Below are 23680 nucleotides of genomic sequence, written 5' to 3' on the forward strand. Positions count from 1 at the left end.
GGAGAGGCTCGTCCGCAGCTGGGTGAGCGTACGACGCGCGCGGCGAGTATCTCCAAGCGAGAGCGAAGTCGCAGCGATCTCGAGGTAAAAAATTGCGAGCTCGTCATCGGATGTCTGCCGCAGCTGCGGCGTCATGTGGCGGGCTTCATCGAAGCTCGTTCCTGTCATAGCCGGGTCGGTGTTGTGTGGAGTGAGGCTCCGCTCCAGTGCACTCATATACGCCCGCGCGTTCTCCAACTCCCCTGAGACTCGACTCGCGACCATCGCTTGCCCTATCGTTGCGACTTGAAGCGATCCGAACGGGGTCGCGGGCCCCTGCGGAAGGCGGGCGTCGAGTCCGCGCCGCCACAGCCTAACGAGGTAGCAGAGACGTGAAGCTGGCACCTCGGGCCGCGGGTTTTCCAGGGCCAGCAGCGCTGCAGTGAAGGTCGGATAGGCGACTAGCGCCGCTTCTGAAAGGGGGCGAAGTAGCGCAAGCGTGCGGTCGGCGTCGTCGAGGATCCTCGAAAAGTTCGCAGCCAAGACTGTTTCCGCAGCGGCAAGATCCCCCGCAGCGCAGAGCAGGCGAAATGCTCTCAATGGCGACTGGACAACCACTTCCGCAGCCCGGCCAATGTAGGCTCGCCTTCTGCTTCCGTCAGCGAGCCAGGAGCTAGCGAGCAACGCGAGTGCGGAGCGGATGGAGGGATGGCAATGATACTCAGGGCCAAACTCTGCCTGAACCGGCACGAGGAGCCCGAGTTCGGTGAGGTGCCGAAGGGCGTTTTGTGCTGAATGCTCGTCGCAGCGGAGTAGGTGTCTGCCGAGCGGGAGGGTAACGGCATCGAGTTCCGCAGCAGCGAGCATGATTTGCCTGGCCCCGCTTTCGACAAGCGACAGGGCGCCTCTCGCGAACGCTTCGAGATTGGCCATTGGATTGAACAGGGGCTGCGACGCTCCGGCCGTCCATTTTTGGCCGTCCGGAGTGTCTACGTACTGAGCCCCGTTGCCCAGGTCGAGAGCCGCGCGGATCGCGAGCGGCCATCCGCCGGCCTTGCGGAGCGCTGCAGTCAACTGCTCGTCCATGGGGATTCCAAGTCTCGCGGCGAGGTCAGCGCTTTCGTCCGCGGTGAGACTGAGATCTGCGGGCCCCAGAGCTGTGATCCGCGTGCGGGCGGTGACTACCGTGCTGTTGAGAATCTCAACACGTCGGCCGATGACGATGATGCGGAGGTGGTGCGTCGTCCTCGCCAGATTTGCGAGGGCAAGATCGGACCGCACCGACGTTTCAAAGTGATAGTCGTCGATGACCAGCGTTACGTGCTTTGGCAGTTGGCGTGCAATGGCCAGCACCGCGGCTTCAGGGGTCCCAGCGCGAGTGCTCGAAACTCCCGAGAGCGGCGCGAGAACCCGTTCGAGCTCATCCCACAAGACAGGGTCCCGCGTAGGAGAGCAGCGGACCCAACGGACCGAAGTGCGCTCGGAGTTGTCGTTCTCTAGCCAGGTCCTGACGATTGCGGTCTTTGCGTATCCGGTGGGGGCGCAGACCAGGGTGAGCCCGTGGTGAGGCTGTGGGTCGTGGAGCAACCGGTCGGGGATGCTCACTTCTGCGGGGTGCGGTGGCCGCTCTTGCGCAGTCGGTCTGGTTGCGCTTTTGGAACCGCTATCTGGGGTGTTCTCTAGCCGCAACACTAGTTCCTCATCTCGTTGTTCGGGCGGGGTATTGGCCTGGACCTGCAGGGGGAAGATTCGGGTGAATGGCTCACTTGCGCACGTTCGATGCCGCACGATGAGCTTAAACTAATCGACGGCAAGCTATCTGCGCAACAACTGTTAGCTAGCGAGCGTGTTTCGGGAGATCCGTCGCAGGGGGTTGACCTGGCAGCGCGGACATCGCAGTACGAGCCGGTCCTGCAGTAGGCCTGGCCACCCAAGTGGAACGCAGGAACATTCTTTGGAGGACATGTGAGAAAGCTACGCAGGCGCGGGACGATCGTGGCCGCTTTGGCACTCAGCGCACTGATGGGCTTGATGCTACCGCTGGGAGAATCTGGAGCGGCGCGCGCGAACGCTACAGCGGCTTCTCTACGTGAAGCGACAGCACAAGCGCCGGAGAGCAATGGCCCGGAGACCCCGGCCGAGGCATCCGAACAAGGAGAACCTTTGGGCGAGCGGGATTCGACTCCAGAGACTCCCCCCGAACTCGGTGTCGCACCGGAGTCAGACGTGCCGAAGCTGGTGTGCGAGGCCGACAACATCTACTCGGTCTCAACCACTGGGCAGCTGAAACACATCCAGGTCGCTGAGAACCGGCTATCGGCAAGGGTGAGGAATGTTGGCTCACCCGGCCCAGGCCCGGGAAACCCCAACTACAACGGCCTTGCAATTGCGCCAAGCGGTGAGGTGGCATACGCATACAACCGCAACGCCACGCCCACACGAATCTACCGATTTAACGTCGCCTCGGGAACATGGGTCGACACTCGCGCGACTATTGCCCAGGGTGATGGCGTGACGCTCATCGGTGGCGCAACCGACCCAGACGGGACCTATTGGGTCGGAGGCTTCGCAAGTAGCAACGCCTTCGAAATGTGGGCGATGGATGAGGAAGGCCGCCCGGCGACACGCAAGGGCCGCGTCGACCTCCGCAACTGGCCATCACCGAACGCAAATGGCGACATCGCCTTCGACAGTCTGGGCAACCTCTACATTGTCCGCGGCCTGCAGAATCGGACCGATCTCGAGGTATTCCGTGTTGACGCTGCGGACCTCGCCGAAGGCACTGGAACTGAATGGGTGAGCGCCTCCGCAAAACTGCCGACGTCGCAGGGCTCTATTGCCAGCATCAACGGGATTGCCTACGACTCGCGCGGGGTGCTTTACTTCGGCGGCACGGGCGGCCTCGGATACGTCAACCTGCCTGCGTCTACGGAGGCACCGGTTTCCTTGGCCCTGAGCGGGGACACCTGGCAAACCACCGACCTTGCGTCATGCAGTTTTCCGCCAACAGTGAAGCTTGAAAAGGATCTCCCGGACGGACGAGTCGCCGAGGCTGATCAGTTCACGCTCGAGCTCCTGAGCGAGGATCTGGTGCTCGGCTCAAACGGCACCACCGGCAACGAGCCTGGCGTGCAAGCTGAGACTGTCGGGCCGATACCAGCGACATCCGGCACAGAGATCACTCTCCGTGAAGCGCCGCGAGGGAGCACACTGCCAGGGAACTACTCGTCGAGCTGGCTGTGTTCTGTCGAGGGCGAACCGATCGCCTCAGGGGAAGGGGCAAGAGGGAGCTTCGTGGTTCCGTTCATGCGCCAGGGCGGCGAGATTTTGTGTGGCTTCAAGAATTCCATTGTGCAAGCGGAGAAAACTGCGGCCCCTGCCTCTGGTACGTCTGTGAATCCCGAGAGCATCGTGCGTTACTCGCTCACTCTCGACAACTCGACCGGGGAGGGCCCGGCAGTGGCAGACTTCTGGGACTCGCTGTCAGACGTGCTTGACGACGCGATATTTGTGGATCCTGAGGGGAATCCGACGCCGGCGAACGATCCCGCGGTGACAACGTCTGGCGGCATCAACTACTCGTCTTCGCGGGACTGGGATGCTGACGGGCAGTGGCTGAGAATGCGCGGAACCGTTGCAGCGGGAGAAGTCGGACGAATGACTTTCGCCGTGAAGGTGCGCTCAAACTCGGATGACGCAGCAGGACGTGAAGCATCTGACTCACCACAGGGGTACTTTCTGCGAAACAAGCTCGTTCGCGGCGAAGGCGGTGACATTCCGCCCAAGCTCCCGGAAACCTGTGAGCCAGGTCAGTGCACCGTGCACCCCGTAAACGCGTGGACGGTATCCAAGACGTCTGTGCCAGGGGCGAGCTCGACCGTGTACAGAGGCGGCAACGTGCACTACGGGATTTCTGCGGAGAAGGTGAACCCCGAAACCTCGCTCGAGGGGCTCACGCTGCAGGCTGATATTACTCAGGTGCTGAAAACCGCCGGGTGGGCGCCCGATGCGATTGCCGCGAATGGGGCCCTCGCGCGGGGAGTTTACCTCTTCAACGCGGCAGGCCGATCGATCGGGCTAGACGGGGTGCCCAACACTCCTGGCGAAAATGAATACCTGCCGGTGCAGGACATCCAGCCCCCCGAGGAACGGGATGACTCGTCCGAGGGAAGAGCAGCCGAGTCGCGTTGGATCGTTCGCTCCGGTGATCCCATAACACTTCCGGCCGAGGCCGTGCGCGCAGAAATGTGGTTCGCGGTGCAGGCCGCTGAAACCCCAGCGGGTATTCCCAGCCCTGAGGCGTGGGCAGCAGACGGACAGACCCCTTCGACAGGGTGGACGTTTGTGAGCTACGCCACGGGCATGGCACAGAGCGGGTCGGTGGCGCTTGCCCCGAACGAGTGCGTCACCGGCGTTGACATCCCCAACACCGCACTGGCCCCGAATGGCCCGCAGCCCGCTGATGCAGCATTCCCCGCGAGGTGTCAAACGGAGAACACGCTCACCCGAAACTTCTTCAGCATTCGGAAGGATGCTGGGGGGGCTGGGCGTCTCAGAACTCTTGGGCGACCCCAAGTGGGGGACTGATTCGACCGGACTCTGGAACATGACGGGACACGCCTTCGAAGTGCGTGACTCCGTCAATGGGGCGCCAAGCGCATATCCGTCCGTGCAGCTGTGCAGAACGGACTACGACCCCAACGCTGGTTGGGACGGTGCCTGGGTGAGCGCTGCGGAGGCCTCTGGCACCGCGCGCTGGGACTTTGCGGCAGCGTCATCGGCTACACAACAGGCGATCCTCGATTGGAACAACGAAAACCCGCGTGACGTCCGCCCAGTGTGTGGCACCTTCGCTGAGGCAACCTCAGGCCCGCAACAGGGTCAGTGGCGTTCGGAAGGGCTCGGAGAAGGAGCCTATTGGCTTGTCGAAACGAAGGCGCCGGACTCCCAGCTCAGCCCAACGGGGCTTGAATCTCGAGCGGTTTCCGGCGTGCAACGACTAGCCGCAGCTATTCCTTTTCAGGTGTGGCCGGACGCTGCGGGGCCCGCAGCTGGGGAGTCGATGCAGGGTCATGGACAGCTTGAAATTGGACATCAATCCTCCGCCTACGAAGACAGGTGCGAACCGAGTAGCCCAGTCGCGGACCGGCCAACAGCATGTATCAACGAGGGTGGGCTCTTCATGGTCGTGAAGGATCCGGTGCCGACTCCGATGCCGATGACCGGAGGCCTATGGCTCCCGGTGCTCACTGGGATCGGTGCGCTCGTGCTCGCCGCCGCTTTGAGCGCTGCTGCTTGGCGTCGCCGCAACCTGGCCCTACAGCCCGGGGCGTGACTATGCGCCACTCAGCCGGACCAGATCCCCCACGTGAACTTCTCTGACAACCCGAACCGATTTTTCGAGAAAGGAACACCATGTTCAACACTAGGAAGCGAGGGCTGCTCACAAGTGCTGGCGCGCTCGTTACGATTACAGCGCTTGCCTTTGGCGGTGCTGTCGCTGCCCAGGCCACGACGTCGCAGCAAATGCCGACGCAGTCTGGGCTAGTGATCACCAAACTGGAGCAGCCGGACGACGCTGGTGCTCCGGCATCGGGGCTCCAGCAGACGACTGACTTGCCGGTGATCCCCGGAGTCACGTTTGACGCCTACCAAGTGCCGCTCGTCAACGATCCGCTGAGTAACGACGGGCAAGCAGAAATCGCAAATACCACGCTCGCGCAGGCCCAGGCATCGGTTGCTGGCGCCGCCCCTGCCCGGACCGGGACCACCGATGACAACGGGCAGATTCACTGGCAGACTTCGGCATCTGATGACCAGCGCGACGGGTTGGACCTTGAGGCCGGCCTTTGGCTGGTTCGCGAAAGCAGCGCGCCTGCTGGGGTTGTTCCAGCCGGGGACTTCCTTGTCGCGATCCCGCTGACACACCCGACTGAGCGAAATGCCTGGCTTGAAACGATCTTCGTCTATCCGAAGAACCACACCGTTAGTGGGACGAAGACCGTTGAAAACAGCGATCAGTTTGTCGTCGGAGACACGGTAACGTGGACGATCAAGATCGACAACCCGACACCTCGTGACACCGGCACCGGTCAGTACTTCCCCGCCGACACGTTGAGGGTCGTCGATGTGCTCGACGACGCGTACCTGACGACCGCCAGTGACGGTTCCGACATGGTTGTCACGGCACCTCCGGGGTTCGTGAAGGGTGAGCATTACACCGTTGACGTTGTTGCTGACGCGGGAAAGACGACCCTGACTGTCGACTTCACCAGCTCGGGGCTCGCGAAACTCGTCGAGACGCCGACCGAGTCGGTCGTTATGACGCTCGCAACGCGAATCATGCAGACAGGCGTTATCGAGAACTCGGCCCATTTCTATACCTCGGAGGCGCAGACCACCCCGGGCGACACGGGAACGAGCATGAAGTACGGAGATTACGCACTCGTGAAGCTCAGCGAGGGCGCCCCCAGCGGTGAGACACCGTCTCTTCAGGGAGCAGAGTTCATGGTGTTCTTGAGTGAGGAGGACGCGCTTGCTGCAAGGGCAGGAGATCAGGCTGCACTGGACCGTGCGCTGAAACCCGACGTCACCGTACCTGGCTACGACCAGACGACCGGGGTCTGGACGACCGACGCGAACGGCCGTGTGCAGGTTACCGGCCTGCGCTACAGCGGCTTCGCCGACGGAGAGTCCTTCGGCCCTGCAGACCCCCGCTACATCACATACTGGCTGCTCGAGACGGTCGCCCTTGAGGGGCACCAGCTACTTGCGGAGCCGGTGCCGTTCACGATCGACGAGGACTCGGCGACACAGACTTCCGAGTCGATTGTCAACCAATACAACCGTGGTCCCTTCGTCCTCCCGCTCACTGGTGGGGCTGGAACGCTGTGGCTCACTATCGGTGGCCTGCTGCTGCTCACCACGGTACTCATCATTGCGCGCCGCAGGCAGAACAGTGTCGCTGCGCCATCGATTGAGGGCTAGCAGAACCTAGAAGACGGTCTGCTGCTTTGGAATAAACGGAGAGGGAGGTGCCCAGTGCCTCAATCGATTATCGGTGATGCCCTGGGTGCCTCCCGCCGGCGCAAGCTTGGAGTCTCTTTGCTGCTCCAGGTACTCGCAATGGCGGGACTCGTGGCGCTGCTGTATCCATTCGCAGCGGATTGGGTCTCGAGTCTGGGCCACAACGCAGAGCGATCAGGGTACGTTCGCGCGGTGTCTGCGACGACAGCAAGTGAACTGAGCGAGCAGTTAGCGGCCGCACGTGAGTACAACGTCCTCCTCCCCGAGGGGCTCTTGCTTGACCCCTATGAGAACAACACCGGGGTGGACCCCCAAGACAGCGACAACGCGTACGACGCGTATTCGGAGATCCTCCGGTTGAATGGCAGCGGAGTTATTGGTGAAGTGCTGTACCCGAAGCTCAGAATCGGTCTACCGCTCTACCACGGTGCGGGTGAAGAGGCCATTTCCCGCGGCGTAGGTCACCTGTACGGTTCGTCGATGCCGGTCGGTGGCGAATCTACTCATGCAGTCCTGACGTCGCACTCCGGGCTAGTGAACGCCTCTCTGTTTACCCGGCTCCCCCAAGCCGTGGTTGGCGACACATTTCAAATCCGGGTGCTTGGGGAATCTCTCTACTACCGCGTTGACCGCATTGAGACCGTTGAGCCATTTGTGACGGATTCGCTCCGTGCCGTTGAAGGAGAAGATCGGGTCACGCTCTTTACCTGCACGCCGATTGGGGTGAACAGTCACAGGCTTTTGGTGTCCGGCGTGCGTGTTGCGGCTCCCGCCGGAGAGGGTCGAGCTATTGCGGGAGACGGCGTTGGGGTCGGATTCCCCTGGTGGGTGCCACTGTTTCTCGGCGGATCTGCCGCAACCGCCTATTTGTTATTTGCTCCGAAACGGGGAAACCGGCTCGGACTGCCCAGCGACCAGCGCGCTGCTTCGGTTGAGAAAGGACTACTGTGAGCCCGCCGAACGGACAGCGAGATGGCCGGAGCAGTGCGGACGGTGTGCCGCAGAGCGCGGAGGATTCAGTTGCGACGTTGGCCATACTTGACGGGGGAGATGAGCTGGCCCAGGCTTCCACTGTTTCCAAACAGCCGGCCAGGCGCTCGCGCCGCCAGCTCATACTCACCGGGCTCCTCCAGCTTGCAGCTATGACCGCGATCGGAATGCTCGTCTACCCCGACGCTGCTTCCTGGATTTCCCGAATCGGCCACAACGCCGAGATCTCAGGCTATGTGCGGCAGGTCGAAGCCACCGTCAGTGAAGAGCGGTCTCGCATCCTCGACGCTGGCTACGCATACAACGAATTGCTCGAGCCGGGGCCGCTCACCGATCCCTACATCTCCATCGACGAGGACGAGGCGCTCCGCAATGACAAGTATCTCGCGTACGAGGAGATGCTGCGGGTGAGCGGGACCGACGCGATCGGGACCATTTACTATCCGCGTCTCGATATCGGACTCCCCGCGTACCACGGCACCTCAGACGAGGTGATCTCCAAGGGCATTGGGCACATGTATGGCACGTCGTTGCCGATCGGAGGCCCCTCGACGAGGTCTGTGCTCACCGCACACTCGGGCCTCTCGCATGCGAAGCTGTTCACCGAGCTGCCCAAAGCTCAGGTCGGCGACCTGTTCTGGATCAGCGTGCTCGGTGAGGATCACTACTACCGGGTAGAGAAGACGGAGGTCGTGCTCCCCTCAGAGACCGAGTCGTTTGAGATCATCGAGGGCGAGGACTGGGTCACGCTGTTCACCTGCACCCCGGTGGGTGTCAACAGTCACCGGTTCCTCGTGCACGCAGTGCGGATCGACAACGCAGCCGCTCCGGAGACGCTTGAACTCGGCGGAGACGGGGTGAAGCTGGGCGTGCCGTGGTGGGCGCTGTGGTTCGTTGGCGGGTCGGCGGCGACGGCGCTGCTGCTGTTTGCGCCCGTGAAGCCGCGGAAGCGGAGAGTCTGACCCAGAGTGCTGCGGCTGGCGGGTGCGGTCAGCCTCGTGGGAGCTCGGCGTGTTCGAGGAGACCCATGCGCCCGGCGCGGAGGATCGCGGCGTCCCTGTCGCGCACCCCGAGCTTTCGGTACACGGAAGCAAGGTGTTTCTTCACGGTCCCTGCCGTAACGAACAGGCTCGCGGCCGCGAGGTTCGCGTTGCGGTGTTCGGTGATGGCGACGAGTGTGCGCAGTTCCATCTCGGTGAGGCGATCGTAGCGGTGCGCCCGCGACTTTTCTGGGATGTCATCGATCGCTTCGACAATGTCTCGGCCGCCGGCGTCACGGGTGGCGACGGCCACCTCGCGGAGCTCCTCGAACGGCTGACTCACCAGCATCGCTGGCAGAAAGTACTTGTCGACGAGTTCTCCCGCTGCGTTCAGCGCGGCGATCGCCTCAGTCTTGCGCCCGCATCCCCACGCCGCGACGGCAGTGATGAGTCTGCGGTCGACGCGCTGGCGCTTGGTGGCGCCAGGGTCGCCGACGCTCTGTGCGAGCAGCAGCGCTTCAACATCGTTGCCGGAAAAGAGTGCGAGGCGAGCGCGCTCAAGACGAAACGGTGGGGAGTCTTGCTGATCAGCATTGAGGAGTTCAGCGGCGCGCGTGAGATTTCCGATTGAGCTGTTGAGCATGGCCTCGAAATTCACAACGTAGTGCCACCAAGATTTCGAGATCGGGGCGAGCCGTGAGCCATCGTTGATCCCCGATACCAGGTGGGCGAGTGCGAGTTCGGTGCCGCGGGTGCGTCTGACCGAAGCAGCCTCGGCGATCACGAGCAATGGCCACGGCTCGAGACGGTCACCGACGAGAGCGAGTCGATCAGACGCGACGGTGAGGAGATCGACGTCGCCACTCTCTTGCGCGAGATGCGCGCGGGCCACCTCTGCGCCGACCCATGCGATTCCAGGCGCCTTCGCTCCGGTGGCGGCGACAACCTCATCGAGTTCGAAGAGGATTTCGCCGGCTCTTCGCACGTGTCCGTCGATCATGTCGGCGAACGCGAGCTCAGCAAGGGCAGCGACGAGCCAGTTGGTTCCAGCCTCAGCGTCGGTCACCGTTCGCGTTGATGCGTGCGGGAACCCGTGCCATGGGGCAGCGATCTTTTGCTCGGAGTGTCGTTTGAGGCGTTTGAGGTTGCGCCGCGCGCGCCCGAAGTCGCCAACGGAGAGCGCGGTTGCAGCGATCTCTCGGTAGAAGACCGGTGCCGAGCCGCTTCCGGTGAGCGCGACACGGCTGGTCTCCGCAGGGACGGGAGCGCCTGGGCTGAACGGTGTTGCTGCCACCGATGCGGGGGAGAGTCGCGCCTCAAGATGGTGCATGATCTGCTTGGCCTCTTCGAGGTTGCCGAGCACGCGGTGCATCACCATCGCCTCGCACAGCAGTTGGAGGTGCATGTGGCCTTGGGACGTCGTCAGACCATCTGGCAGGCGCCGCTGGAGGCCGCTCTGCCAGAGGCTGAGCAGGTACCCGAGCCGTGACGGCGCGATGCCCGGGAGTGAGTACTCTTCGAACAGGAGCGCCGCGGTGAGGGTCGGGTGCGCGTGTAGCGCCTCCTCTGGGACGGCACGGAGGATCGGCAGGCACCCATCGACCTCGTCGGTGATGGTGGCAAAGTTGTGCGCGAGCACCGCCTCGGCAGCGGCGAAATCCTCCGCTGCGCAGAACAGCCGGAACGCGGTGAATGGCGCGGTTGCTGCGACCTCCACCGCGCGGCCTCGGTAGAGACGTTTCCGGTCAGCGTGGGCGACGGATCCCGTCGCAAATTCGGCGAATGCCGTGCGCATCGCGCGGTGGCACCGGTACTCTGGCGCTCCGGGGCCGGGCACTGGCACGAGGTAGCCCTGCTCGGTGAGCTGCTGCACGGTGGCGAGGGCGGTGGCGTCGTCGCTTTCGAGCACGTCCCTGATGTGGGTGAGGCTCAGCGAGTCAATGTGGGACGCGGCGAGGACGATCTTCTTTGCGTCTTCGCCCATGATTTCCAGCGAGGCCATCGCAAACGCGTTGAGGTTCGCGAGCGGATCGAAGAGCGCAGCCCCCTGCCCGTCAGCCCAGACGCGGCCGTCAGCTGAGTCGTTGTACAGCACATCGGAGCCGAGGTTGAGGGCTGCACGGACGACGAGGGGCCAGCCGTCGGAGCGTTCAAGGGCGGCTGTGAGACTCGGGCTGCTCGGGATGCGGAGTGACTCAGCAAGCTCGACTGCCTCAGCGGGAGTAAGCCGGAGGTCATCGGCGCCGATCAGTCGGACGCGCGTCGTCGCGGTCACCAGGGGGCCGTCGAGGAGTGTCACACGGCGGCCGATGACTACGAGTGTGAGCCGAGGCGATACGGAGGAGAGTTCGGCGAGGGCCATATCCGTTGAGGCTGCGGTTGCAAGCTCGTAATTGTCGATCACCAGGGTGAGGCTCTGCTCGAGTCCGCGAGCGAGCTGCAGCACGCGCGCGGCGGGCTCGAGAGCCTCGGCCTGCGGTGCGCCAGACATCGGACGCAGCACGGCCGCGATCGCGTCCCACAGGGCGACTGGGTCTCGCTGGGTGCAGTGCAGCCAGCGAACGGGGAATGTGCCGTCGGCGTCGTCGCCGAGCCAATCAGCGATCGTAGTGGTCTTGCCGAACCCCGTCGGGGCGCACACAAGGGTGAGCCGCTGCATGCCTGCGGAGCCAGCCGTCTCTTCCACGAGCCGCTCAATGAGCCTGCACCTGCTCGGCAACGTTACGCGGGCGCCGTCTACGACGGGCCGCGGACTGTGGACACGGGCACCCGGGGCGTCTGTGTAGCGCAGCATGAGTACCTTTCTCGCAGCGGGTTGCTCGGCCGGAGGGGCATTCGGGGGCTACCCGGTCGGTTGCCGTTCAGGCGGAGGGGGGAAGAACAGGAGGGAATGTAGCCATGAATCCGGCATGCACGCCCGATCCCAAGCCTATGCTGAACGACGGCGCGAAGGAACTGTTGATTCTCTGAAAAGCAGTTGCCGCATCCGCGCCGCACGAAGTCTAACCGCCGGGAACACGGTTTCCGCGGCTGATTTCTCACACGCAGCTGGTCTTGGGGAAGCCCTGCTGCTCGCGTGGCACACGTGTGCGCGCAAAGTTAATTTGGGGGAATACGTGGGGAAGCCTCGCAATGGGGGGGATTCTGTTGAGCGCGCTCGCACTGAGCGCGCTCATCGGAATGGTCATGCCAATCGGCGACACAGCTATCGCCTCGGCACATGCCGCTGAGCAGACGCAGGCCACGCCTGACGAAACTGCCGTGACGCCGGGGACGAGCGGTGAGCCGGGCGACCTGCGCGACGGGGAGACAACGGTGCTGCCGGAGGAAGAACCCGCGCAGCAGGATCCGGACGCTGAACCAGTTCAGCCAGGCGACCAACCAGCGAAGCCGAAAGCGCCCGTGACGCCGCGCGCGCCAGCCGCTCCTCGTGCGGCTGCTCAGAATGCTCTCACTTGCCTGCCTGGCAACGTATTCGGCGTCTCGGGCGCCGGGCAGCTGCAACAGATCACAACCAACGGCAACCGCGGCACGGTCACGAACGTTGGCGCGAGCTTTGGCAGCGGAGAGTTCAACGGCCTGGGAATCGGCAGCGGTGGAACGGCGGTATACGCCTACAACCGTTCGAATACTGCTCGTCCGAACACACCGTCCAACGCCAACACCGTCTACCGCTTTGACCCCGCCGCTGGGCGCTGGAACAGCACCCCAGCGCGAATCGACACCGCAAATACGGGGGTCTCCAGTCTTGTCGGCGGTGCCGTCGACCCTTCAGGGAAGTACTGGGCTGGCGGGTTTACCACGGCCAAGGGCGTCAACGGCAACTTCCAGTTGTGGGCGATGAACGATGCCGGGACCGCAATGGAGCGGCGAGGGCAGCTCGATCTCGTTACGCGGGGCTGGCACGCGAGCAACGGGAACGGTGACTTCGCGTTTGACACGCTCGGCAACCTGTTCCTCGTGCGCGGTGTCGGGAAGACGGTGTCGGTGTTCCGCGTCGATGCAGCCGACCTCAGCCGCGGAACAGGCGCGGGAGCGATCAAGGTCGCGGCACTGGTGTCGCAGAGTCAGACAATGGGGGACGACCCCATCACGAACATCAACGGTATTGCGTACGACTCCGAGGGCAAACTGTTCCTCGGCAACGCGAGCCGGGTCGCTTACTTGCCGCTGCCTGTGCAGAGCCAGTCGGCAAGCCCGACCGAGGTAACACTGAGCGGCACTCCAGCGACGTTGAGCAGCACCGACCTCGCGACCTGCAGCTTCCCCCCAACCGTGAAGATCCAGAAGGATCTGCCTGACGGCCGCGCATTCGCGAACGACCAGTTCAAGCTGCAGCTGAAATCCGGCAGCACAGTGCTCGGTGAGGCGACGACCACGGGCAATGGCTCGGGTATCCAGACTGAGAATGTTGGGCCGGTGCCCGTAGCAATCGGTGCATCGATGTCGTTCACAGAGGTTGCGGGGAACTCGTCCACCGACCTCAAGAACTATGTCACGAGCTGGGAATGCCTGCTCGACGGCAAGGTGCTCTGGGGAGACAAGAGCCTCGGAACGAGCTTCACCATGCCCGCCGAAGCGGCAGGCAAGGAGATCCTTTGCACAATTAAGAACTCCCTCATGGACGTGTCAAAGACGGCCATCGGTGCGGATGGCAAGGATCTCCCCTCCGGGACGCCCGTGGATGAGAACGGTGTGGTCGGATACAAGCTGGCCTTCGACAACCGCGCCGGCGCAAACCCCGCAGCGGTGAACTACCGCGACTACCTCGCGGACGTGCTTGATGACGCGACGTTTTACAACACATCGACCGGACAGCGGGTGGCGACCCCGGTGATCGCACTCAGCGGAGCAGGCCTGACGCACACGTGGTCTGCCGCCGACAAGTGGCTCACGATCGGCGGCACAGTGCCGGCGAAGCAGATGCTCACCCTGACCGTGTACGTGAAGGTCAAGGAGAACACCGACGCAGCTGCCGAGCGGCAGGGCGCGACTTCGCCGCAGGGGTTCTTCCTCCGTAACAAGCTAGCGCGCGGAACCAACCCACAGCCGCCAACCGACTGCGTGCCAGGCTTGTGCGTCGAAAACCCGATCAACGCGTGGACCGTCACGAAGAGCTCGCTGCCTGCGAGCGGGGCGCGCCTGCACAAGGGGGGCAACGCGCACTACAAGATCACAGCGACGAAGCTCACTGGCACGACGACGCTGAATGACCTTGTGCTGACTGACGACGTGACACACGTGTTCAAGACCGCTGGTTGGGCCCCTGGCGCTGCGGTGCCGAGCGGCGCCCGGAAGCACGGCGTCTACCTCTTTAACGCTGATGGTCGCAGCGTCGGTCTCGACGGTCAGCCGAACACCTCGAACGCCGACACCTTCGCGCCCGTGCAAGACGTCGCCGCACCCAAGCAGGTCAATGGGCGTTGGCTCGTCACCTCAGGCCCTGCGCTGAAGCTGCCACCGCAGGCCGTCAGCGCCGAAATGTGGTTCGCTGTGCAGGCCGCCGAGAGCCCAGCCGGTATTCCTGACCCCTCGATTTGGCAGGGTGCGGGCAACGCGCCGACCACGGGTTGGACCTTCGTGAACTACGCGACGGGCATGGCGAAAGGATCGCGGGGCGCTGGCTTTGCGCCGAACGCCTGTGTCACGGGCGGGAACGTGCCGAACACCGCGCTCGATCCGAAGTCGACGACTCCTGCTGACGCGCAGTTCCCTGCGCAGTGCCAGGTCAGGCACGAGCTCAGCCAGAACTACTTCACAATTCGCAAGGACGCAGCCGGAGCCGGCCTCGAGCGCTACGCGGACGACCTGATCCCGGGAACCACCGAGAAGTGGGACCCAGACTCGACGGGGCTGTGGAACATGGTCGGCCACAAGTTTGAGGTGCGCAACGACGTCGCCGGGAAGCCGAGCGCGTACCCTGCGGTGGAGCTCTGCCGCACGGACTACGCCGCCGACGGCTGGACAGGAGCGTGGGTGTCCAGCACCCGCGCAGCGGATGCGGGCGCCTGGGACTTCGGGCAGAACTCCAAGACGCTCCAGAAGCTCATCGACTGGAACACGATGAACCCCGACAACCAGAAGCCGCTCTGCGGCACGCTCTACCCGATTTCGGAAGGTGGGCAGGCCGGCCGCTGGCGGTCGGAGAACCTCAGCGCAGGGAACTTCTGGCTGGTGGAGACACGGGCCCCGAACCAGCAACGGAGCACGGACGGCAAGCACGTGCGTGACATCAGTGGAGTGCAGCGGCTGTCGCGGCCGATGCAGTTCTCGATCTGGCCAGAAGCTGACGGCCCAGCATCGGGGCAGTCAATGCGGGGGCGCGGCCAGCTCGACGTCGGGAACGGCTCTGGCAGCTACCTCGATCGCTGCAACCCCGGCCAGCAAGACCCCAAGACGGGCGAGTTCCTGCCAGGGGGCACTGTCGCCGAGCGGCCGACCGCCTGCGTGAACCCCACCGGGTACCTCATGCTCGTGAAGGATCCGGCCCCCGTGCCGCTCCCGCTCACGGGCGGAGCCGGGCCCTGGCTGCTCTGGGGTGGCGGCGGTCTCGCGCTCCTCGTCGCCGCCGTTGGCACCGTTTGGTGGCGCGTGCGCCGCCCTGTGACGCCGAGGCACGCGGCCTAGCCCACGCACACTCGGGGCATCGCGCCCCCATCATTCTTCACATCATCGAAGCATTTCACACCATCGTTTTCAAGAAGGGGAAACCATGTTGAACAACAAGAAGCGAGGCCTCCTCGCGAGTGCCGGTGCGCTCGTGACGGCTGTCGCGCTCGCACTCGGCGGCGCAGCAACCGCACAGGCGGCTCCCGTCGACGCAATGCCTGACAGCTCGGGCCTCGTCATCACGAAGCTCGAGCAGTCGGGTCAGGGGGCCGACACGACCGGCCTCAAGCAGACCGGACTCGCTGGCACTCCCATCGCAGGCGTCACCTTCGAGGCGTACCAGGTGCCCCTCGTGCACAACCCGCGCTCGAACGACGGCCAGCAGGAGATCGCTGACATCACGCTCGCCGGTGCGAAGGCGCTCGTCGCAGAGAAGGCCGCTAGCCGCTCGGGAAAGACCGATGCTGCGGGCGAGATCCACTGGGACTCGAGCTCGAGCAGCGGCAACCTCCCCGCCGGCCTGTGGCTCATCCGTGAGACCGGCACCCCCGCTGGCGTCGTCGCAGCGGGCGACTTCCTTGTCGCACTGCCGCTGACGAACCCGACGAACCTCGACCAGTGGCTCGACACCGTGTACGTCTACCCGAAGAACCACACGGTCACGGGCACCAAGACGGTGAAGAACGCCGAGGACTTCGTTGTCGGCGACACCGTAACCTGGACGATCTCGGTCGACAACCCGAGCCCCCGTGACCCGGCTACCGGCGCGCACGTTCCGGCCGACATGCTCCAGATCATCGATGAGCTCGACGGCCACTTCCTCACCACCGCAGCTGATGGCTCGGGCGTGAAGATCCCGGGTTTCGTGAAGGACACCGACTACAGCGTCACCGTCGCTCCCGGCGCCGATAACAAGACGACCGTCACCATCGACTTCAAGGCACCGGGCCTTGCGAAGATCGCGGGCAACGCTGCGGCGCAGGTCACGCTGACCCTCGACACCGTCATCGTGCAGTCGGGCGTCGTCGAGAACTCGGCACGCTTCTTCTCCTCGAGGGCGCAGACGACGCCGAAGGAGATCCCCGGTGCCGAGGTCAAGTACGGCGACTTCTCGCTCATCAAGAAGAGTGAGGGTGCACCGAAGGACGCGAAGGTCAACCTTGCTGGCGCAGAGTTCATGGTCTTCGGCAGCGAAGCGGACGCTCGCGCAGCGGTGAAGGGCGACCAGGCAGCGCTGAAGGCCGCACTGAAGCCCGTCGTCACCGTTCCCGGCTACAACCAGAAGACCGGCGTCTGGACGACCAATGCTGAGGGTCGCGTCGACATCACGGGGCTGCGCTACAGCGCATTCGCTGACGGCAGCGTCATCACCGACACCGACAAGATCCAGACCTACTGGCTTGTTGAGACCAAGGCACTTGAGAACCACCAGTTGCTCGCTGAGCCAGTTTCGTTCTTGATCAGCGGCGACGTGAAGGCGCAGACGCAGACGTCGCAGGAGATCGTCAACCAGTACGATCGCGGCGGCTTCGTGCTCCCACTCACCGGTGGCACTGGCACGCTCATGCTCACCGTCGCTGGTATCGCGCTGCTCGCAGTCGTGCTTATCGTGGCACGCCGCCGTCGGCACGCTGCGGAGTAACCCCTTCCCTCCGGCAGGAAAACGATAGGTAGATGGGAAAGGAGGTGTCCGATGAGTCACGCACACGTGCATGAAGCGCCGGGCACCTCCCGACCACCCCGCTCGCGCACGCGGCCAGCCGTCCGGAGGTTCGGGGTTCCTCTCGTGCTGCAGCTTGTCGCAATGCTCGGGATCGGCGCGCTCGTCTACCCTGCCGCAGCCGACTGGGTCGCGTCGCTCAGCCACAATGCCGAGCGGTCAGGGTATGTCCGCCAGGTTGAGAGCTTCAGCCCGGCAGAACGCAGCGCGGGCCTCGAAGCGGCGCGCGCCTACAACGAGCACCTGCCAGGCGGCGCGCTCGTTGACCCCTACTCCGCCGCAGGCGACACAGCAGCCGAGGCAGCGGACGCTGCCGCATACCAGGCCTATGAAGACGTGCTGCGCGTGAGCGACAGCGGTGTCATCGGTGAGGTGGTGTACCCGCGGCTGAATATCGGCCTCCCGCTCTACCACGGTGCCGGCGAGGAAGCGATCACGCGTGGCGTCGGTCACCTTTACGGCTCCTCGCTCCCCGTCGGCGGGCCATCGACGCACTCGGTGCTGACCTCGCACTCGGGCCTCGTGCACGCCTCACTGTTCACGAAGCTCCCGCAGGCGAAGATCGGCGACGTCTTCGAGGTGCGCGTGCTGGGGGAATCGAAGTATTACGAAGTTGACGGTCTCGAAACAGTCGAGCCGTTTGTGACCGATTCCCTCGACGTTGTTGCGGGGGAGGACCGCGTCACCCTGTTCACCTGCACGCCCATCGGGGTAAACAGCCACCGCTACCTGGTTCACGGCGTGCGAGTTCCGCCGCCGCCAGGGGCAGACGATCACGAGCTCGCCGGCGACGGGCGCACGGCCGGTTTCCCGTGGTGGGCACTCATATTTGTTGGCGGATCTGGCGCCGTTGCCTATCTGCTCTTCGCGCCCCGCAGGGCCAAAGCCGCGCCACGCGCCCGGCCCGCGGGCGCAACACCAGACCTAAGTGACACGAACGAGAAGAGGAAGCCATGACGGCGATGCGAACAAGCGGCGCGATGGATGCGCCCCGGGCCGGCTCGATTCTCGCGCTCGTCACCCTCTTCGCGTTCCTGCTCTTGCTCGTGGGCGGCACGACCGCGAGTGCCGCCGACGCGGTGTTCCCTGGCGGGCCGAAGACGCTCGTGATCCACCCAGGCATCGAGGCGGGTCCAGCGAACACGCGTGGCACGGGCCTTCCCCCGGCTGCGGGGGAGCCAGCCGGGATCGCGGGGCACGCCTACGAGGTGAAGCGCGTTCCCGGTCTCAGGCTCGAAAAGACGGTCGACTGGAACCGCGCTGTCGAGATGACCCCGGCTGAGGCCGCTCCGCTCGTCGCTGATCAGCCCGCGGAAACGGGGGCGACGAGCCCCGACGAGAGCATCGTGTTTGAGGGCCTCGCCGACGGCCTCTACCTCATCACCGAGACCGCTGCCCCGGCCGGCGCGATCCGCGCGAAACCGTTCCTCGTCGCCCTCCCGCTCCCGGACCCGGCGAATGCTGAAGCCTGGCTGACTACCGTGCACGTTTACCCGAAGACCGCCTCAGTCTTAGTCGGGCTCGGAGTGCGCGACGCGGCCGCTGTGACGTGCGGCGACCCCGTCTCGTGGACCTCGCTGAGCGCGATCCCCGAGGTGGATCAGCTTTCGAGCTACCGCGTGCAACACCTCCTCGCCGTCGGTGTCACGCTTCGTGGCACCGCCGCGGATACGAGCGTTGAGATCACTGGCCAACCAGCGCTGCGAGCCGGAGCCGACTATACGGTCGAGGAGACCAGGGTCGACGGCAGGGTCGCGATCGAAACCCAATTCACCGAGGCTGGCATCACCAAGCTCCTCGTGGACACGGGCGCGGAGGTGCGGATCTCGTTTGAGAGCGCGGTGAGTGCCCCAGGCGAGTTCGTTAACGAGGTGCGGCTTTTCGCGGGCGACGCCGGCGTCGTCACCGATACGGCTACGACAAAGTTTGGGCCGCTGCGTATCCTCGTGCACGAGAAGGGGCACCCCAACAACCTCATTGAGGATGCGGAGTTTCGGCTGTACACGAGCGAGGCAGCTGCACGCGGCGGCAATGGCGCCGTCGGGTTCGCTGCCGGCGCCGACTTGCGCACCGACGCAGACGGCCTCATTACCGTTGAGTGCCTGCGATACTCGAACCACGCCGACGGCCTTGACCGGGCGCCGGGCAGTGAGCTCTACCGCGACTACTTCGCGAAGCCGGTGTCGTACCCGGCCGGGTGGACTGGCGAAGACGTGATCCTGCGCGGCGGGGTTACCTCAGCGACGGAGCCCGAGACCCTGCGGGCCGTAGTCTGGAAGAACGCGTCGGTGATCCCGCCGATCCCTGTGCTCAGCGAGACGGGCGGCAGGATCACTGCGGCCCTGCTGCTCGGCGGGGTGCTCATCGGTGCTGGCGCGCTCGTCGCCGCGCGCAGGCGTCGCGAGCAGCGGGGCACATAGTGCGCGGGAGCGAGGTGCCCGCAGCGGACACCGAGGCGACGGTCGCGCCAGACGGGGCGCCCGGCGCTGCCAAGCGCGCGCGGCGTACGCGCGGCCAGCTCGGCTTGAACGTTGTGCTGCAACTCGTTGCGATGGTGGCAATCGGCCTGCTCGTGTACCCAGAGGCGGCGACGTGGGTGGCCCGTATCGGGCACAACTCCGAGATCTCCGGCTACGTGAATCAGGTCGATGCGACGGCGCCGGCGGAACGCCAACGCATTCTTGATGCGGCATACGCCTACAACGATCAGCTCGAGCCTGGCCCGCTCACCGACCCCTACACCTCGGTGAACGAAGACGAGGCCGAACGCAGCGACCTCTACCTCGCATACGAGGAGATGCTCCGCGTGAGCGGCACCGACGCGATCGGCACGATCAACTACCCGCGGCTCGACATCGGCCTCCCCGCCTACCACGGCACGTCGGACGAGGTGATCTCGAAGGGCGCCGGCCACATGTACGGCACGTCGCTGCCCATCGGCGGGCCCTCGACCCACTCGGTGCTCACCGCGCACTCGGGGCTGCCGCACTCGAAACTCTTCACGGAGCTGCCGAAGGCAAAGGTCGGCGACACGTTCTGGATCAGCGTGCTCGGGGAGGACCACCACTACCGCGTCGAGGAGACCGAGACGATCCTCCCAGACGACACCGAGTCGCTGGAGATTCGCGAGGGTGAGGACTGGGTGACTCTCTTCACCTGCACCCCGATCGGCGTGAACAGTCACCGGTTTATGGTGCACGCCGTGCGGCTCCCGGATTCGGAGGCGCCGCAGAACGAGACGCTCGGCGGCGACGGGGTCGGCCTCGGGTTCCCGTGGTGGGCGGTCTGGTTCGTCGGCGGATCTGGCGCTGTGGCCTGGCTGCTGTTCGCGCCGCCGCGCAAGAAGCGGTAGCTTGTTGCGGAGGTGATCCGTGAAGACCGTTATTGTTCAGCTCGACCGCGCGGGAGAGACCGGGCTGCGCTCCGAGGCATTTCCGAGCCTGCGGGATCAGCGCATCAACCGGGTGATCGCGGTCGTGCTGATCATCGGCTCGCTAGTGCTTATGAGCCTCCCGCAGACAAGCGACTGGCTTCGGCTCATGTATGCACTCGCGGGAGCGGCCGTGATGACCGTATTCCTGCAGAAGCTCTGGAATCCGCGGGTGTTTTTGCCAGGTATCTTGCGGGTGTCACAGGCGAGCACGCCGCTCCGGCTTGTGCCGTTCCGCGGTGGGCGTATCGTCGCGGTGGCGGCTATGCTCGGCACGTTGGTGGTGGGGAGCGCGGCCGCAGCGCTCGCGGTGCAGGTGTATGTCCGCGATCCTGCAGCTTTCTCGTTCTTCTCGTTGCCCGTGCGCGCTCGGGTTGGAATGGCCGTGGCAGTAGCCCTTTCGGTATTCATGGTGCGGGTCCTCATTCAGGAGCGGCGCGCAGGGAGCGGGATTGAGCTGTCGGAGTGGGGCGTTGTCGCCGCAGGTGACGGCGACATCGGCCGGATCGGATGGGACATGCTTTTCCGCGCCACGATCATGCCCGATACACGGAGGGGGCCACAATTGCTGCTCCATGGCCGCGACGGGCGGACGGTCGGGATCCCGCCTAGGTTCCATTGTTCTGACCCGATGGTTGTTGCGGCGCTGATTCACTTCTATCGGGACCATCCGGAGGAGCGGAACCTGCTCGCGACCCCGGAGCGCGCCGTGGAGCGGTTCCGAGCTTCCCTGATCTAGGCTGGCAGGGCGGCCGCGCCGCCGACCCAGACCTGTTTCACGTGCAACGAAGCGTCGAGCAGCACTGCGTCGGCGACGTAACCGGGAACGAGGGATCCGAGATCCCCTCCGCGCCCGACAGCGCGAGCGGGTGTCTCCGTGAGCGCGCGGACCGCGGCCGCGAGCTCGATCCCGCACGCGTTCACGGCCTGCCGCAGGGCGGCGTCGAGCGTGAGCGTTGAGCCGGCGATTGCGCCGCCATCGACGAGTCTGGCGACGCCGTCGCTAACGCGAACGGGGAGCGATCCGAGCATGTAGTCGCCGTCATGTGCGCACGCGGCGACCATCGCGTCGGTGATGAGCGCGACGCGACCGGGCGCCTGCGCGAAGACGAGCTCGACGAGGGCTGGGTGCACGTGCACGCCATCGTTGATGAGCTCGAGCGTGACGTGCGGCGACTGGAACGCCGCAGCGATGGGCCCTGGGGTACGGTGATGCAAACCGGGCATGCCGTTGAAGGTGTGCGTGAGAATGCTCGCGCCAGCATCGAAGGCCTGCAGCGCCTGCTCGAAGGTCGCGCTCGTGTGCCCGACGGCGACGGCGACCCCGGCGTCGACAAACGCGCGGATCGCATCCGCCGCACCTTCAAGCTCGGGCGCGAGCGTGATCTGACGGAGCGTGCCCTTCGCTGCAGCGAGCATCGCGGCCGTCTCCGCGGGGAGCGGGGAGCGCAGCATCGCCGGGTCGTGCGCACCGCGAAATTCGTCGGCGAGGAACGGGCCCTCGAGGTGGCTGCCGAGCACCCCGGGCATCGACTCCGTGAGCTCGGCGACCGTCGTGAGATGCGCGAGCAGGTCGGCTGGCTTGCCCGTCACCAGGGAGATTACGGCGCGCGTCGTGCCGTGCTCACGGTGTGTCTCGAGCATGCGGTGGATCGCGGCTGCGCCCTCCTCTGCGGCAGCCCCGCCGCCGCCGTGCACGTGGATGTCGATGAAGCCTGGGGTGAGGATTTGCCCGGTGCCGTCCACTATGGTGACGGGTTCCGCTGCCTCAGCGCTCGCCCGCCCGGCCGCGCCAGCCGGCATCCAGCTGTCGCCGGTGCCGGTCGCTGCAATGGTGCCGCCTGAAAATCGTACCCAGGCATTCGGAGTGCGCACCCCAGCTGAGACAAGCTCGACGCTGTGGATGACGTAGTCTGCTGAGACTGGCACGGGTGCTCGATTCCGTAGGGTGCGTGCGTGCGTGTGGGTCGCGAAGCTGCGGCCACGGTGTTCTCTGTGCACCAGCCTAGTGCGGTGCCTGACGAAAGCGCGTGGAAGTTTCGGTCGCGGCGGCGGCCTTTAAGCTCACTGCGGTAGCGTGAAGAAGTGATTTCGCTTCTCTCCCAGATCGACCCGTCCGCGCTCACAACGACCCCGGCGCTGTTCGGCATCGACTGGCTCGATCCCGAAAAGCTGCTCGAAGTGGGCGGCTGGGCTGCGCTCATCCTCGCGTGCGCGTTTGTCTTCCTCGAGACGGGGGTGCTCGTCCTCGCGTTCCTCCCAGGTGACTCGTTACTGTTCACTGTCGGGCTGCTGAGCGCTACGGGCACCATCAACGTGCCGATCTGGGTGACCTGTGTGCTGCTGTTTATTTGCGCGTTCGCTGGCGATCAAATGGGGTTCATGATCGGCCGGAGAATCGGCCCATCAATCTTCAACCGGCCAAAGAGCCGGTTCTTTAACCCTGAGAACATTGCTCGCACCCACGAGTTCTTCGAGAAGCACGGACCCAAGGCGATCATCATCGCTCGATTCCTCCCGATCTTCCGCGCATTCGTTCCGGCGGCCGCCGGCGTGGGCAACATGACGTACCGCCGCTTTGTGGCGTACAACGCCGTTGGCGCGCTGCTCTGGGGCGTCGGGGTGACGCTCATCGGGTACTTCCTCGGCCAGATCCCGTTCGTGCAGCAGTACAGCGAAGTCTTCATCATCGTGCTCGTACTGATCCCCGGCATCCCGATCCTCATCGAGGTTGTTCGGGCATTCCGGCATGCTCGTGCGAAGCGCAAGCTGGGTGCGAACGCCGATCAGGTGGGGGCTGAGTCCGCTGATCCCGCCGCTGCAGCCGACGTCGCGGGCCCCGACGCCTAGTACGAGACGCACGGAAGCCTGCGGCCCGCGGTGGCCACCGCGGGCCGCAACCCGCCGAGGCTCAGGCCCGCAACGGACTCTCAGCGAGTAGCCCGC

The 23680-nt window shown here is 64.8% G+C and carries 15 protein-coding genes; 12 read left to right on the forward strand and 3 right to left on the reverse strand.

Annotated features, from left to right (window positions below):
* The coding region (locus SD72_RS11050) for a hypothetical protein (protein WP_157000553.1) at positions 1 to 1332 on the reverse strand (1332 nt) is incomplete at its 3' end.
* Between the two features lie 810 nt (positions 1333 to 2142).
* Here SD72_RS11050 and SD72_RS11055 point away from each other — a divergent pair.
* The 5 genes from SD72_RS11055 to SD72_RS11075 all read left to right on the forward strand — a co-directional run bounded on the left by SD72_RS11055 (position 2143) and on the right by SD72_RS11075 (position 8957).
* On the forward strand, positions 2143 to 4566 hold the full coding sequence (locus SD72_RS11055; protein WP_042544528.1) for a DUF7927 domain-containing protein: 2424 nt from the start codon (positions 2143 to 2145) through the stop codon (positions 4564 to 4566).
* A 19-nt stretch (positions 4567 to 4585) separates the two neighbouring features.
* A complete protein-coding gene (locus tag SD72_RS11060; RefSeq protein WP_157000554.1) occupies positions 4586 to 5314 on the forward strand; it encodes a hypothetical protein in 729 nt (242 codons plus the stop codon).
* Between the two features lie 80 nt (positions 5315 to 5394).
* Complete coding sequence (locus SD72_RS11065; RefSeq protein WP_042544530.1) at positions 5395 to 6966, forward strand: SpaH/EbpB family LPXTG-anchored major pilin; 1572 nt, start codon at positions 5395 to 5397, stop codon at positions 6964 to 6966.
* 54 nt (positions 6967 to 7020) lie between these two features.
* Positions 7021 to 7956, forward strand: a complete 936-nt coding sequence (locus SD72_RS11070) for a class C sortase (RefSeq protein ID WP_232299731.1) — start codon at positions 7021 to 7023, stop codon at positions 7954 to 7956.
* 191 nt (positions 7957 to 8147) lie between these two features.
* Entirely contained in the window at positions 8148 to 8957 is an 810-nt protein-coding gene (locus SD72_RS11075; RefSeq protein WP_052492624.1) for a class C sortase, read from the forward strand.
* A 28-nt stretch (positions 8958 to 8985) separates the two neighbouring features.
* Here SD72_RS11075 and SD72_RS11080 read toward each other — a convergent pair whose 3' ends face one another.
* The gene (locus tag SD72_RS11080; RefSeq protein WP_157000555.1) at positions 8986 to 11769 is read right to left on the reverse strand and encodes a LuxR C-terminal-related transcriptional regulator; all 2784 of its coding nucleotides are present in this window, start codon (positions 11767 to 11769) and stop codon (positions 8986 to 8988) included.
* Between the two features lie 338 nt (positions 11770 to 12107).
* Here SD72_RS11080 and SD72_RS11085 point away from each other — a divergent pair, with 338 nt between their 5' ends.
* The 6 genes from SD72_RS11085 (at position 12108) to SD72_RS11110 (ending at position 21473) form a co-directional block, all read left to right on the forward strand.
* Positions 12108 to 15602, forward strand: coding sequence for a DUF7927 domain-containing protein (locus SD72_RS11085; RefSeq protein WP_042544532.1), 3495 nt, complete (start codon positions 12108 to 12110; stop codon positions 15600 to 15602).
* Positions 15603 to 15687: 85 nt separating this feature from the next.
* Positions 15688 to 17226: a SpaH/EbpB family LPXTG-anchored major pilin gene (locus tag SD72_RS11090; protein ID WP_042544533.1), complete on the forward strand. Its 1539-nt coding sequence runs from the start codon at positions 15688 to 15690 to the stop codon at positions 17224 to 17226.
* 51 nt (positions 17227 to 17277) lie between these two features.
* Entirely contained in the window at positions 17278 to 18261 is a 984-nt protein-coding gene (locus tag SD72_RS11095) for a class C sortase (RefSeq protein WP_232299732.1), read from the forward strand.
* Positions 18258 to 19724, forward strand: a complete 1467-nt coding sequence (locus SD72_RS11100) for a SpaH/EbpB family LPXTG-anchored major pilin (protein ID WP_042544534.1) — start codon at positions 18258 to 18260, stop codon at positions 19722 to 19724. Before SD72_RS11095 ends, SD72_RS11100 begins: the two co-directional genes overlap by 4 nt.
* Before the next feature lie 14 nt (positions 19725 to 19738).
* Positions 19739 to 20656: a class C sortase gene (locus SD72_RS11105; RefSeq protein WP_042544571.1), complete on the forward strand. Its 918-nt coding sequence runs from the start codon at positions 19739 to 19741 to the stop codon at positions 20654 to 20656.
* Positions 20657 to 20675: 19 nt separating this feature from the next.
* The gene (locus SD72_RS11110; protein ID WP_042544535.1) at positions 20676 to 21473 is read left to right on the forward strand and encodes a hypothetical protein; all 798 of its coding nucleotides are present in this window, start codon (positions 20676 to 20678) and stop codon (positions 21471 to 21473) included.
* Here SD72_RS11110 and nagA read toward each other — a convergent pair.
* Positions 21470 to 22663 (reverse strand): N-acetylglucosamine-6-phosphate deacetylase, encoded by a 1194-nt coding sequence (gene nagA / locus SD72_RS11115; RefSeq protein WP_042544536.1) that lies wholly within the window; start codon positions 22661 to 22663, stop codon positions 21470 to 21472. The two genes, SD72_RS11110 and nagA, sit on opposite strands and share 4 nt — an antisense overlap.
* Before the next feature lie 156 nt (positions 22664 to 22819).
* Between nagA and SD72_RS11120 the strand changes: the two genes are divergently transcribed.
* Positions 22820 to 23584: a DedA family protein gene (locus tag SD72_RS11120; protein WP_232299733.1), complete on the forward strand. Its 765-nt coding sequence runs from the start codon at positions 22820 to 22822 to the stop codon at positions 23582 to 23584.
* Positions 23585 to 23680 lie beyond the last annotated feature (96 nt).

Origin of the sequence: Leucobacter komagatae, assembly GCF_000834055.1 — a bacterium.
Lineage (GTDB): Bacteria > Actinomycetota > Actinomycetes > Actinomycetales > Microbacteriaceae > Leucobacter > Leucobacter komagatae_A.